Source organism: Thiorhodococcus mannitoliphagus (assembly GCF_010915725.1).
GTDB classification, from domain to species: Bacteria; Pseudomonadota; Gammaproteobacteria; order Chromatiales; family Chromatiaceae; genus Thiorhodococcus; species Thiorhodococcus mannitoliphagus.
In genome coordinates this window covers 1-14,217 of the sequence record NZ_JAAIJR010000131.1, presented here as the reverse complement: position 1 = coordinate 14,217, position 14,217 = coordinate 1, and the positions used below count along the sequence as shown (strand labels likewise).

5 protein-coding genes are annotated in these 14,217 nt (G+C 63.8%); 3 read left to right on the top strand and 2 right to left on the bottom strand.

Going from position 1 to position 14,217, the window contains the following annotated elements; all coding sequences use genetic code 11:
* Positions 1 to 319: 319 nt before the first annotated feature.
* On the top strand, positions 320 to 6,085 hold the full coding sequence (locus G3480_RS21535; protein ID WP_164655945.1) for a PAS domain S-box protein: 5,766 nt from the start codon (positions 320 to 322) through the stop codon (positions 6,083 to 6,085).
* Positions 6,086 to 6,237: 152 nt separating this feature from the next.
* On the opposite strand, the gene G3480_RS21530 is transcribed toward G3480_RS21535, so the two are convergent.
* Positions 6,238 to 10,296, bottom strand: coding sequence for a PAS domain S-box protein (locus tag G3480_RS21530; protein WP_240905967.1), 4,059 nt, complete (start codon positions 10,294 to 10,296; stop codon positions 6,238 to 6,240).
* 477 nt (positions 10,297 to 10,773) lie between these two features.
* On the opposite strand from G3480_RS21530, the gene G3480_RS21525 reads away from it, so the two are divergent.
* Positions 10,774 to 11,661 (top strand): HDOD domain-containing protein, encoded by an 888-nt coding sequence (locus G3480_RS21525; protein WP_164655943.1) that lies wholly within the window; start codon positions 10,774 to 10,776, stop codon positions 11,659 to 11,661.
* Positions 11,662 to 12,028: 367 nt separating this feature from the next.
* Positions 12,029 to 12,418, top strand: a complete 390-nt coding sequence (queF, locus tag G3480_RS21520; RefSeq protein WP_164655942.1) for a preQ(1) synthase — start codon at positions 12,029 to 12,031, stop codon at positions 12,416 to 12,418.
* A 171-nt stretch (positions 12,419 to 12,589) separates the two neighbouring features.
* Here the strand turns inward: queF and G3480_RS21515 are convergent, their stop codons facing one another.
* Positions 12,590 to 13,630 carry a thioredoxin family protein gene (locus G3480_RS21515; RefSeq protein ID WP_164655941.1) on the bottom strand — a complete coding sequence of 347 codons (1,041 nt, stop codon included), beginning with the start codon at positions 13,628 to 13,630 and terminating at the stop codon, positions 12,590 to 12,592.
* Between the last annotated feature and the right edge of the window lie 587 nt (positions 13,631 to 14,217).

The following is a 14,217-nucleotide window of genomic DNA, read 5'->3' as shown; positions in this document are numbered from 1 at the left end:
TCGGGATCGGGATCGGGATCGGGATCGGGATCGAACCGACGATAGCGATTCCGATCCCGATAGCGATCCCGATGGCATGACGCGTCGGTCTGAGGCGAAGCCTCCCTAGGAGTTTCCAGACAGCGTCTAAGCCCGGGCGAACCTTCATGCGCTGATTCCCTGTCGCGCAGGGGACTCTGATCGCGAAGCGGCTTAAACTTGAGCCGCTATCATCGACCAAGCGGGTTTGCGCACCGCACCTGGCTTCGGAGCCTGCGCATCCACGATCACGGCGCAGCAAGGCTGCGGCGATGATTCACCTGAATACCCCTGAGCATCAATGAGCGTTTCGATCGATTCACTGGATTCCGAGGAACGACCCGACGAGGCATCGCGACAGCCGCCGCCGAGCCTGGATGCCCTGCATGAATTCTCCACCCTCGTCGCGACCGGGTTGGATCAGGAGCACTTGTTGGAGGCGATTCTGGAAAGCGCCCTGCGCCTTCCGGAACTCGATGGGGGCGGCCTCTACTGGCGCGAGCCGGACGACAGCTATCGGCTGGTGGTCAGGCGCGGGCTTTCCGAGGCCTTCTTCGCCGAGGTCGAGCACTTGCCCGCCGATTCCCCCCAGGCGGCGATCATCCGACGCGGCCGTTTGGAATGCAGTTGTCATCCCTACCAGGCACATTGCACCGATGCCTCGCTGGTCCAGGTTGCCGCGCTGATCGAGGAGGGGATCCTTTCGGTGGTCGTGCTGCCAATCCACGTCGGCGGTCAGGCGCTCGCCTGTCTGAATCTGGGCAGCAAGCGGCCTGGGCTAGTCAACGCCTCGACCATCGCCACGCTCGATACCTTGGCCCGTCAGTTCACCCAAGCGCTGGAGCACTTACTCGCCAAGGTCGAGGCCAGCGGCCAGCGCCAGAACCTCGCGGGGCTGTTCGAGGCGATTACCGATTACCTCTTCGTGCTCGACACGGAGGCCCGCATCCTCCACTACAACCCGGCGGTTGCGACGGGACTGGGCTACGGCGATCGCCTGCTCGGCCAGCCGGTGTGGACCGTCCACCCGCCCGAAGTTCACGCGGAGGCCAAGCGCGTGGTGGCCGAGATGCTGGCAGGGAGCCGCGACAGCTGCCCCTTGCCACTGCTGAAGGCGAATGGCGAGCGGCGTCTGGTGGACACCCGCGTGGTGATGGGGCACTGGGACGGCCGGCCGGCGATCATCGGGGTGTCGCGCGACATCACAGAGCAGGTTCAACAGCAGGAAGCCCTACGCGACGAGCGGCACTTCTCGGCCGGGCTAATCGATGTTCTGCCGGGCGTCTTCTATCTGTTCGATGCGCAGGGCCGTTTGCTGCGCTGGAGCAATCTGGGCGCGGTCACCGGCTATCCCGATGAGCGGATCGCCGCGATGGGTGCCTTGGAATTCTTCGTGGAGGAAGACCGTGCCCGGGTGCAGCAGGCGGTGCTCCACACCTTGGAGCAAGGCGATGGTGTGGTCGAGGCGAATCTGCTCCTGGCGGACGGTCGCCAGATCCTCTACCGCATGGCCGCGCGGCGCATTTTCATTGGGAACGAGCCCCATTTGATTGGTATCGGGATCGACATCAGCGAGCAACAGACGACCCGACAAGCCCTGGAAGGGGTGCGCACCCATCTCACGACACTGATCAGCGCCATTCCCGATCTCGTCTGGCTCAAGGATCCGGACGGCGTCTACCTCAACTGCAACCCGGCCTTCGAGCGTTTCTTCGGCGCCTCCGAGGGGGAGATCGTCGGCCGGACCGATTACGACTTCGTTCCCGCCGAAGTGGCGGATTTCTTTCGCGCCCATGACCGCACGGCGGCGGAGGCAGGCAAACCAAGTATCAACGAAGATTGGCTGGAATTTGCCGCCGACGGCTATCGCGGGCTGTTCGAGACCGTCAAGGCGCCGATGCGAGCCGCCGACGGACGCCTGATCGGCGTCCTCGGCGTCGCGCGTGACATCACGGCGGCACGCACGGCTCAGGAGGCGTTGCGCGAGCGCGAGGAGATCTACAGCCTCATCTTCAACCAGGCGGGCGACGGCATCGAGCTGACGGACGCCGAGACGCTGCGCTTCGTCGAGGTCAACGACACCGCCTGCCGCCTCTTGGGCTACACCCGTGAGGAGCTTCTCGGGATGTCCCTGGTCGATATCCAGGGCGATCAAAACGAGGCGGTCTTTAGCGAGCGCGCGGCTCGGGTGCTCAACACGACGGGCATGGTCCGCTTCGACAGCAGGCATCGCCGGAAAGACGGCACTCTGCTGGACGTCCAGGTCAGTGTCCAGGCCGTGCGGCTGCGCGACCGGGACTATTTCGTCGGCGTCTGGCGCGACATCGGGGCGGAAAAGGCCAGCCAGATGGCGCTGGCGAATGAGGCCGAATGGCGGCGCGCACTCATCGAAAACTCCCGCGATGGCATCGCCATCTTCGACGAAAACCACGCAGCCATCGAGATCAATTCGCGCTTCGCCGAACTCTTGGGCTATGCCCCGGAGGAGGCCATCGGCCTGCGATCCTGGGACATCGATGTGGACCTCAGCGAGACCGACGTCCGCCACGGGTTCGCCGACCCGCTTGCCGTCAACGCCACCTTCGAGACCCGCCATCGACGCAAGGACGGCAGCCTCTACGATGCCGAGGTGAGCGTCCGGGGCGCCCGCATCGGCGGCCGCGAAATCTTCATCAGTCTCACGCGCGACATCAGCGACCGTAAGGCGCAGCAGCGCGCCCTGCAGGAGCGCGAGGAGATCTTCAGCGCCATCGTCAATCAGGCGACGGACGGCATCGTGCTGATCGACGCCGAGACGCTGCGTTTCACCGAGTTTAACGAGGCGGCCTGTCGCGGGCTTGGCTACACGCGCGAGGAATTCGCGAACATTAAGCTCAGTCAGATTGCAGGCGTTTGGGACAGGGAGCAGGTCGCGGAGCAGGCGCGCGCGCTGATCGAGCAGGGTGGCGGCATCTTCGAGGTCACCCATCGCGGCAAAGCGGGCGAGAGCCGCCATGTGCGCGCCTCGAATCGGCTCGTCGAGATTCAGGGTCGACGCTATTTCGCGGCCATCTGGTACGACGTCACCGAGCAGCGGCGCGCCGAGAAGATCTTGCGCGAGACCATGCTGTTCCTGCGCGAGAGCCAGTCCATCGCCCGTCTGGGGGGCTGGAAGGCCAATCCGATGACCGGCACGCTGATATGGACCGAAGAGATTTGCCACCTGCTTGGCCATCCCCTGGACGGCCTAGCCATCACGCTGGAAGAAGGGCTCAGGTACTACGCGCCCGAGTACCTGCCGCTGATCCGTCAGCGACTTCAAGAGTCCTGGGAAACCGGCTCCCCCTTCGCCTTGGAATGCGAGATGGTCAAGGCGTCTGGCCAGCGCTTCTGGGCGGAGCTGCGCTGTGTCGGCCGGGTCGACGGCGAGGACGAGTGCTACCTCGCCGGCACCTTCCAAGACATCAGCGAGCGCAAGCGCATCGCGGCCGAGCTCGACGCGCACCGCCATCACCTGGAGGAGCTGGTGGCCGAGCGCACGGCCGAGCTGGAGACCGCCAACCGCCAGCTCCTGATCAGCGATCTGCGGCTCAAAGCGATGTTCGAGATGAGCCAGCAGGCCGATACCATGGACGAGCATGCCCTCTTGCAGCGCGGTATCGACGAGGCGGTCAACCTAACGGGCAGCGAGATCGGCTATCTGCACTTCGTCAACGAAGACCAGGAAAGCATCCAGCTCCATACCTGGTCCACCGGCACCTTGACCCAGTGCATGACCCTTCAGGACCCTCATTATCCGCTCTCCTCCGCCGGGGTCTGGGCCGATGCAGCGCGCTGGCGCCGCCCCGTCGTCCACAACGATTATCAGAACCTCGCTGATCGTCGCGGCTATCCGGCGGGCCACGTCCACTTGAGCCGCCATCTGGGCGTGCCGGTAGTCGAGGGCGACAGGGTCAGGGCGCTCATTGGTGTCGGCAACAAGCCAACCCATTACGACGCGTCCGACGAGCACGAACTCCAGCTCATCGCCCAAGACCTGTGGCGGATCGTCATGCGCCGCCGCGCGGAGGCCGAGCTGGCCGCCGCCAAAGAGACCGCGGAGCAGGCCAACCGCGCCAAGAGTGCCTTCCTCGCCAACATGAGCCACGAGATCCGCACCCCGATGAACGCGATCCTGGGGCTCACCTATCTACTCCAGCAGGAGGAGGCCGACACCGGACGGCAGGCTCGGCTCGGCAAAATCGCCGGAGCCTCCCGTCATCTGCTCCAGCTCATCAACGACATCCTGGACCTGGCCAAGATCGAGGAGCAGAAGCTGGTCCTGGAAGTGACCGACCTCGCCCTGCCCGAGGTGCTGTCGAGCGTCTGCACGCTGATCGGCGAGAAGGCCTACGAGAAGGGACTGGAGCTGGTGGTGGATCTGGATCCGGTGCTGGCCGAGGGACCGAGCTTGCGCGGAGACCCGACCCGTTTGACCCAGATCCTGCTGAACTTCCTCGGCAACGCCGTCAAGTTCACCGAACGGGGCGCGGTCAGTCTGCGGGTGCGGCTGAAAGAGGACCGGGCGGAGGACCTGCTCATCCGCTTCGAGATCCAGGACACCGGCATCGGCATCGCGTCCGAGCACCTGAGGCGGCTCTTCCAGTCCTTCGAGCAGGCCGACAGCTCCACCACGCGCCGCTACGGCGGCACCGGCCTGGGGCTCGCCATCAACCGGCGGCTCGCCGACCTCATGGGCGGAGACGTGGGCGTCGAGAGCCGGCTCGGGGTGGGCAGCACCTTCTGGTTTACCGCCTGCCTCGGGAAGGGCGCCGTCGAGGCGCCGCGTCCACGCCAAGTCTCCAGGTTCGAAGGCCGGCGGGCGCTGGTGGTGGACGATCAGCCCGAGGCACGCGATGTGCTGACAAAGATGCTGCGCGGCTGCGGCATCGAAACGCTCGCCCTGGCGTCCGGCGAGGCCGCCCTGGAGCGGCTATCGGACAGCGCCGCCCCCTTCGACCTCATCGTGCTGGACTGGCGCATGCCTGGGCTGAACGGCATCGAGACCGCGCGGCGCATCGCCGCACTGCGCCTGACCCCGCCGCCCGTCCGCCTGCTCCTGGTGACCGCCTTCGACGATCCGGAGCTGCGCACCGAGGCCCGTGAGGCCGGCTTTGCCAACATTCTGATCAAACCGATCACGCCTTCGGCGGTCCACGATGTCCTCGGTCAGGTCTTCGCGGGCACCCCGCCCCAGAGACCCGAGGCCGGTCCGGGCGAGTCCGACGCCGAACGTGCCTTGTCACACACCTACCGCGGCAAGCGCGTGCTTCTGGCGGAGGACGACGCCATCAATCAGGAAGTCGGCAAGAGCCTCCTGAGCGCGGTCGGGCTGGTGGTGGACATCGCCAACGACGGCGCCGAGGCGCTCGCCATGGCCCGCGCCAACACCTATGCGCTCATCCTCATGGACATGCAGATGCCGGGCATGGACGGACTGGCCGCGACTCGCGCCATCCGCGCCCTTGCGGACCGCGCGGACGTGCCCATCCTCGCCATGACCGCTAACGCCTTCGCCGAGGACCGCGAGCGCTGCCTGGCCGTCGGCATGAACGACTTCCTTACCAAGCCGGTCGATCCGGACGCCCTCTATGCAACCTTAGTGAGCTGGCTGTCTCGGGCGCGGCCGGCCATTCCGACCGCGAGCGCCGGGGATGGCGAGCCAGGGGCGCTCGCTCTCGACCTGGAGCGCGGCCGGCGCACCTTCCGGGATGACGCGCTCTATGGGCGAATCCTGCTCAAGTTCGTCACGGCGCTTGGCTCGGCGGGACAGGAAATCGCCGATTTGCTGGCGGGTGGAGACACTTCCGAGGCGGCCACGCTGGCACACAAGATCAAAGGCGCCGCGAACTCGCTCGCCCTGACCGAAGTCGCGCGGATCGCCGCCGCCGTCGAGCGGTCGATTAAGGACGCGACCGAGCCCGGCGTGGGTCCCGACGATCTGCAAGAGGCTCTGGACGCCGCCGCCCGATCCATCGCCAGCTTCAGAAGCTGTCTGGAAAACAAGGAGCGAATTCATTCGCCCAACCGCCGGACCAAGGGCGAATGAATTCGCCCCTTGTCTCGACCATGATTTCCAGACAGCCTCTTAGAGGCTGTCTGAATATTGTAATCGCCCGAGCTGTAGGGGCGAATTCATTCGCCCTCCCGCCAGTGCCAAGGGCGACTAAAGTCGCCCCTTGAGGTTTTTCAGACAGCCTCTTAGGCCTGGCGCCGATCGTCGGACATGATGCGCTCACGCGCCTTCAACACCAACGCCAGTGCCCTCTCGAAGTCGAAGCTGGCGATATGATCCTCAAGCAGTGCGTAGTCAGCGCCGAGACCAGCGCTCAACTGCGCTCCATGCTCCTCGACCACGGCGAAGCACCGGGTATTGTCTTGGTCCAGTAGACCTGCCAGCTCGTCCAAGACCTGGTCGAGACGCTCGGGGTCATAGACATCGGCCGCTTCGCTGGGCTTGGCCTCGGGTGGTTGCGCAAGCAGGTGCTTGAGCGGCATGAAGTCTTTATCCAGCCTCGCGACCATGGATGCCAAGGCTGCGCGATCTGGACGGTCCGTATCGCGCAGCGCCGCGTTGAGCGCTGTCGCCGCTTCGGCAACCGCCGTGACCCCCAAGGTGCCCGCGACACCCTTCAGGGCATGGGCAAGCTGGCGCACCGTCTCGACGTCGTCTGCGGCCACGGCCTGCGACATGCGCTGCGGGTCCTCGCCGTGCGAGTTCAAGAAACGGCTGATCAAAGAGAGATATTTGCTGCGCTGCCCGCCCAGCATGGCGAGCCCACGCTCGACATCGACGCCTGGCAAGGCTTCAAGCTTTGCGACGAGCGCCTCCTCGGACAGTGCAAGCTCGGGCTCGCTGGACTCCAGAAGGGTGCGCTGAGGACTTGGCCGTTCCTCAGACGGAACGCTGGGCGCCGACTCGGGCAGCCAGCGCAGCAAGGCCCTGTAGAGATCACTCGGCTCGACCGGCTTCACAACGAAGTCGTTCATCCCAGCCTCGAAACAGGCTTGGCGATCGTCAGCAAAGGCATTGGCCGTCAAAGCAAGAATGGGTCGATCCCGCCAATCGGGCAGGTTGCGAATGGCACGGGTCGCGGTCAGGCCGTCCATGACGGGCATCTGCATATCCATGAGGATGAGGGCGTATTCCGTGCCGGATTGCGCTTTCTCCACGGCTTGCTGGCCATTCTCCGCGCTCTCGACGACGATACCCACCGCGTTCAGGAGCTGAATGGCCACATCACGATTGATGCTGTTGTCTTCGACAAGCAGGATCTTACTGCCCCGCGTACGCGCCCGCAGCTCGGCCTCGGCCTCCGTCTGCTCGAGCTCCACAGCCGCAAGCATCGGCTCGCCCGGCTCCAAGCAGGCGGTGAGCCAAAACCGGCTACCGACCCCAAACTCACTCTCAGCACCGGCCTCGCCACCCATCATCTGGGCGAGCTGACGCGTGATCGCCAAGCCGAGGCCAGTCCCGCCGAAGCGCCGCGTGGTGGAGTCATCGGCCTGCTGAAACGCCTCGAAGAGGCGAGATAGCCTGTCGGCAGGAACCCCGATGCCGGTATCCTCAACCTCGAAGTGGAGCTTTAGCCGCCCCGCGCGCTCGCCGACCACCTTCGCCCTCAAGGTCACAGCGCCTTGCTCAGTGAATTTGACCGCGTTGCCGGCATAATTCAGCAGCGCTTGCCGCAGCCGCGTCAGATCACCTCGCAGCCAGAGATGATCGCTCTCAATCTCCAGCTTCACCTGCAGCCCCTTGAGACGCGCCTCGTCCTGAATCAAAGAGCGCACCTGATCCAAGAGGCTCTCCAGCGCGAAATCACTCGTCTCGAGCTGAAGCTTCCCAGCCTCGATCTTGGAGAGGTCCAAGATATCGTTGATGACGGTGAGCAAGTGCCGCGCGGCACCGTCGATCTTGCTCAGCCGATCGAGATTGCGCGAACCGACCGTCTCGCGCCGCACCAGGTGCGTCAGGCCGATGATGGCGTTCATCGGCGTGCGGATCTCATGGCTCATGTTGGCAAGGAAGGCGCTCTTGGCGCGCGCAGCCGCCTCGGCCTGCTCGGCGCGACGCGCCAGCTCGGCCTCCATGTCGCGCTGCGGCCTGATGTCGCGCGAAAAGCCAACGGTGCCGAGCACGCTGCCATCGGCGTCGAGGATGGGCGCCTTGAAGGTCTCGAAGAGTGCGTCCGGCCACTGCGGCAAAGACTCCTCGATTGTCTTCTGCCGCCCGCTGGTGATCACCGCTTCATCATCGGCACGATGGCGCTCGGCAATATCGGGCGGCCGTACCTCCCGATCCGTCTTACCGAGCATCTCCTCCGAGTTCAGATTGTGACTCTCCGCAAAGACACTGTTGACGGCGAGAAAGTGTCCGTCCTTGTCTTTCAGCCAAGACATGTGCGGCAGATTGTCGATCAGGGCCTGAAGCGCCCTGGTCTTCTGCCGCAGCTCGATGGTCCGTGACTCGACCAACTCCTCCAGTTGGTTGCGATGACGCTCCAGTTCCTCGGCCAGGCGTTTCTTCTCGGTAACGTCTTGCTTGACGGCGACAAAATGGGTAACACGGCCGTCCGCCGCTCGGATCGGAGAGATGATCGAACTCTCGTGGTAGAGATCGCCGTTCTTGCGCTTGTTGACGAGATCCCCATGCCAAACATCGCCCTGCGTGATGGTCTTCCAAAGCGACTCGAAGGTCTCCACCGGCGTCAGGCCGGATCTGAGCATGCTCGGATTGCGCCCGATCGCCTCCTCCCGCGAGAAACCGCTTGCGGTCTCAAAGGCCTCGTTCACGTACTCGATGGTCCCGTTGAGATCCGTGATGATGATGCTCTCCGGGCTCTGCTCGACGGCGAGCGAGAGCTTGCGCAACTCCGCCTCCATGCGCCTGCGATCCGTGATGTCCCGAAAGACGCCACGGCGCCCGCGGAACACGCCCTCTGCACTTGTCACCGGGCGGCATAGGTGCTCGATCCAGCGCTGTTCTCCAGTTTTCGAGCGCAGACGCAGCTCGAGCCTCGCCTCGTCAGGATTCTCGGACGCGGATACTTCTGCTTGATGACGGCACCAGAGATCTCGGTCCTCTGGATGGATGAGTCGCACCAGCAAGTCCGGATCCGCCATGAAATCCGCCGCGCGGTAGCCCGTGATCTCGGTGCAAGCCGGGGAGACGTATTGGTAGTGTCCTTCAGCCCCCAGCCAATACTCCCAGTCCGGACTGTACTCGGCTAGGATGCGATAGCGCTCACGGGTCTCGCGAAGCCGGGCTTCGTCGCGCTGCCGATCGACATAGACGCTGATGTGCGCGGCGATGGCGTCCAGGAGCGACTGGTCGATCAGGGCCTCCTCGCCATCGCCGTCATCGGCCGGGCGCTCAGGATAGAAGACCGCAAGCTCACCAGCCTGGCCATCGGCGAGCTTGCAGGTGGAGCGCCGCGCCCAAGCCGAGGCATCTTCCGGCCCAGTCGAAAAGCTTCCCTCCGGCAGTCGGATGACCGCCTCGACCCGCGCGGGATAGCGACATGCCGCAACCAGGCGCGCGAGGATGCGCTGCAGGACCTGCCCCATCGGCTGCTGGACTTGACTGGTCTCATCCAGCACCGCATAGAGCAAGCCCAAGTCCGCAAGCCGAGCCTGTAGATCGGACTCACTGTCCCTCAGACGCTCGCTCGTCTCGAAGAGCGAACGCCGCTGCTCGACCGCTTCGGTGCGATCGACCACCGCGCAGACGTACTGATCCGTCTCGCCAGCAGGCGAAAACAGAGGCGCAATGTGCAGATCGCCGACGAAGCAGTCGCCAGCCCCGTCGCGGAATCGCACATCGCTCAGCTGTACGCTTTGCCCCCCCTCCAAATCGCGCCAGGCGCACATGACGACGTCCCGATCGCCCTCCTGGATGAGACGATCGAAATAGTGCTGATGGAAATGCGTGTGCTTGAGATTGAAGAGCGCCTGGGCGGCCATGTTGGCCTCCACCACCAGCCGACGATCATCCACGACCAACTCGGCGACCGGAAGCGTGTTGAAGAAGGCCGCAAAACGCTCGAGCGCACGCTGATTCTCGCGTTGCGCCCGCTGCAGCTCTTCGTTCTGGATCTGCAGCTCGGCCTGGTAGATACGCAGGCTTTCGACCACGGCCGCAACCTCGACATCGACGCCCTGCAGCATCGCATCAGGGATGTCGAAGGAACCGCGTTGCAGCGCTTCGAGCGCACGCGCGCGGATTTCATCGGTTGAAGGCTTCCTAGCATCTCCAGACATGACCATCTCCCGCTAGGTGCCGATCGGACGGCGCCAGCCGCAGCGGGCTGTCCGCCCGCGCATCTTGGTACAAGGTCCCCTGGGGGCGCGGCGAATTCAGTTCAGTGGTTGCGTGGCGCTGGCGCCAAGCACGCGACCTGGTGCAATGTATCGGCATTTCGCATTGACCGGCCCACGACCACTTGAACGATCGTCTCCCTCCGCTCGGGCAGCACTGCAGGCTGCCGCAAGACCTCGCCTGACTAAACATCCTACTCTTGACGGCCGAGCTTGATCCGGGTCCTTTTGAGCCTTGCGTCACAGCTTGGACGATCTGCCGACTAGGCTCGATGAGGTCTAGTCGAAAAACGAGCGACTGGTGCAAGTCCGCACCCGGCACGCTGTGACCGATCACGCAGTCTGGGGCAATCGACCTTGGCCATTGGAGGCACATGCGTATAGTAGTCAAGTATTAAACGCAGCTGAGGCAGCCACATCATGTCGATCGCACCTCGGGCCCTCGCACGCCTATCCAACGCCGCCCTCTACCCCTCGAAGTCATCGCTTACAGCTGCCTTCGAGATTGCCAAAAAAGCCAAGATCCCGCAAATGCCGGATGTGGTGATGGCGCTTAAACAAGAAGTGAGCAGCGCCGAGCCAGACCTCTCAAGAGCGGCGAATCTCATCGCCCAAGACCTGGCCATCACCGGTCATTTGCTCAAGACCATCAACTCCTCGGCCTTCAACCTCGGCACCAAGGTCGCCAGCGTCCAGCAAGCCGCCTCCTTGATGGGACTGAAACGCTTGAGCAACCTGGTCAGCGCGGAAGCGATCGACCAAATGCTCGCCGAGCAGCAAGGAACCGCGCGCATCATCTGGGAATCCATCATGGAAGAGGCCCAGCTCATTGCCCGCGTCTCGCAGGTGGTCCCGGGGATCAGCGACGACGAGGCCTATCTCTTCGGCATCATGCATGATGTCGGCTGCCTCATCTTCGCATCCATCTCACGCGACTACGGATCCGCCTGGAGCCTCAACAGCCACAGCGAGCCGAGCGAGCTGATCGCCTACGAGAAGCGCAACCTCGGCGTCGAGCACCACATCCTCGGCTTCCTGCTCGCCCGCCACTGGCAGCTACCGGATCACGTCGCGGTCGCGATCTGTCATCATCACACCCCGGGTCATCTCAACGCCGAAGACCCGCGCGTCGCACAACTGATCGCCATCTCCAAGCTCGCTCACTACCTGATCGCAATCTCACAGGGAACGGATGGCCTGCCGCAAATGCACGCCTATCGCGAAGAGGCCTGGCAGGACTTGGACATCAGCGAGCAAGACTGGACGGACTTGTGCGACAAAGCCGCGGCGGGCGAACTGACCAACTAGCACAGCGGCACCAGAGCAGGCTCGCGGCCTTGGTCATCAGTTGGGCCGGTAGGGTGGACGAGCGCATTGAAGTCCACCGAATCCCGCGTCGGCGTTGGTGGACTGCGCTGCGCTTGTCCACCCGGAAGACGACTGGCCGAAACGATGATCAACCGCCTTGGTTTCATGCTCTGCTGGTGGGAGCGGCGCCCCGCTGCGGCGCCTCTTCCATGATCCGGGGTAGCGCAATCACGCCTGCATGCGCGTTAGGCTGACTGTCCCCGGCTGCCAGCTGCTTCAAGGATATTGGCGGTCCAAGGCTGTCTCGCTTTAGACTAGCGCCTCAAGAAAGGCGTGCCGAACCCCCCAAGCGTAGGAGTCGACAAAGATGTCTAGCGTCCCGAGCAAAGCGCTCGAGATCTTTCCCAACCCCGAGCCCCAGCGTGACTACACCATCCGCATCCGGGTACCCGAGTTCACCTGCCTCTGTCCTAAGACCGGACAGCCGGACTTTGCCGAGCTGATGCTCGAGTATGTGCCGGATCAGAAGTGTGTGGAGCTGAAGTCGCTGAAGCTGTACGTCTGGTCTTTCCGCGACGAGGGCGGCTTCCATGAGGCGATGACCAACCAGATCCTCGGCGACCTAGTGGAGGCCACGCAGCCGCGCTTCATGCGTCTGACAGCCGACTTCAACGTGCGCGGCGGCATCTACACCACCGTGGTCGCCGAGCATCGTGCGCCGAGTTGGACCCCGCCCACACCGGTCTCGCTGCCCTGAGAGGCTGTCTGAATATTGCAATCGCCCGAGCTGTAGGGGCGAATTCATTCGCCCTCCCGCCGGTGCCAAGGGCGACTAAAGTCGCCCCTTGAAGTTTTTCAGACAGCCTCTGAGATCTGGTTGTTGGGCCTCATCCCTCGGCCCAACCGACCTATCCCTGCCGCACAAGCGCTATTCCATTAGATCGACCTGAATGCCGCGGGCCTCGAGTGCCGTGCGACGCTCAGAGAGGTAGCGCTGAAAACTCGGCTGCCAGCGATAGGCGCCAGTCGCAACATAGTCGAGGGCACCCTGGATGTGGAAGGCCTTGAGGTAGCCCTCGGTTCGGAAGACCTCCGCTCCGTCGGCGTCGAAGAAGACCAGACTCGGGGTGTACTCGATACCCATCTCCTTGGCCCAGTCGCGCGCAGCGAGTGTACGGCCATCCGGCGTCTGCAGCCTCTCGGTCGAGAAGGCATTCAGCACGGCGCCATCCAGCGCGCTGAGCGAGACGGCGACAGGCTCGCGCCGCAGGATGTCCAGGTGCAGCTCGTCGCAGGCCTTGCAGAGGGGCTGCTCGAACATCACCACCAGCGGGCGCTCCGACTCGGCCCGATTCTCGGCCAAGCGCAACGGCTTGGACAAAAACCCGCCCTCCTCGTGCAGTTGCCCCGTAGCCTGCTCTAGGCCGCCTGCCGCGGCAAACGCATTGAAGCCCTGACCGGACGACTCCAAGCGCTCCGCGACATAACGCAGCGCCGCCTGAAAACGATGCGGCGGAAAGTAGCCGTTGATGCGCAGCACGACATCGCCCGACTCGTCCAACAGCAGCAACGTCGGGGTGAACTGCACGCCAAGCGCACTGGCAAAGGCCTTCTCGGTCGTCGCCTCGCCATCCAGCGCCGTCACCTCGCGGTCGCCCCACAGATTGATCGCGATGACCTCGAAGTGCTCACGGGCCAAACTGGCGATGGCGCGATCGCCAAAGCTCTCGTGCAGCAGCTTGGCGCAGTAGGGACAGCCATCCTGATAGAAGTACAACATCAGCCGCTTACCGGCCGCTTCCGCCTCGGCCACATCCTCACGCAGATCCAAGAAGGATGCCTTGAACCACGCCGGTTGCTCGTGATAGCCCGGATTCTGCAGCCCGGGCGACAGCTTCGCCTCCTCTTGCGCCGCGAGCGCGACACTCACGACGACACTGAGCGCGACGGCAACAAGAAACCTGATCATCTTTGGCACCTGCTTGCAGATTGGAAATCGAAGGACCGCAGCGCTCATGAAACTCCTGCGCTCAACGTCGAGATGGGGATAACGACAGGAAATTCCTCTTAGTCTCCGCAAGACCCCGCATAGAAGAGCAAGGCGCCGCAAGGGTGCCGGATGTTGCCCTTGAGCGATGACAAAGGCCGCGCTATTCCCCGGGAGGCGAACCCGCGATAGAAGATCGGAAAATGAGCGACGCCACAGGCTCACTCTCTGAGCCACTAATTGTGTTAGAACGCTCTCCACCCAGGCCCGGAAGCGAAGAACCGACCCGAGCTGCTCGGGCCGACGTCACGAAAAGCAGGGAGGACCATTCGAGATGCCGAAAGGCGGCCTTTATCATCACTGCGGCCATCACGACGGCATCACCTTGTAGGGTGGAACGCGAAGCGGTTCCACCGTCGGCGTTGCGGTTGGCATCGCTGGCGGATCGCCCTGCGGGCATCCGCCCTACCGGCCTTGAAATGTTCATTCATCCGAGATGCCGAAAGGCGGCCTTTATCATCACTGCGGCCATCGCGACGGCATCACCTTGTAGGGTGGAACGCGAAGCG

Bases quoted from the DNA above. Each gene is read 5' to 3' on its own strand.
- G3480_RS21535 (WP_164655945.1), top strand. From the start codon at position 320: ATGAGCGTTTCGATCGATTCACTGGATTCCGAGGAACGACCCGACGAG.
- G3480_RS21530 (WP_240905967.1), bottom strand. From the start codon at position 10,296: ATGTCTGGAGATGCTAGGAAGCCTTCAACCGATGAAATCCGCGCGCGT.
- G3480_RS21525 (WP_164655943.1), top strand. From the start codon at position 10,774: ATGTCGATCGCACCTCGGGCCCTCGCACGCCTATCCAACGCCGCCCTC.
- queF (WP_164655942.1), top strand. From the start codon at position 12,029: ATGTCTAGCGTCCCGAGCAAAGCGCTCGAGATCTTTCCCAACCCCGAG.
- G3480_RS21515 (WP_164655941.1), bottom strand. From the start codon at position 13,630: ATGATCAGGTTTCTTGTTGCCGTCGCGCTCAGTGTCGTCGTGAGTGTC.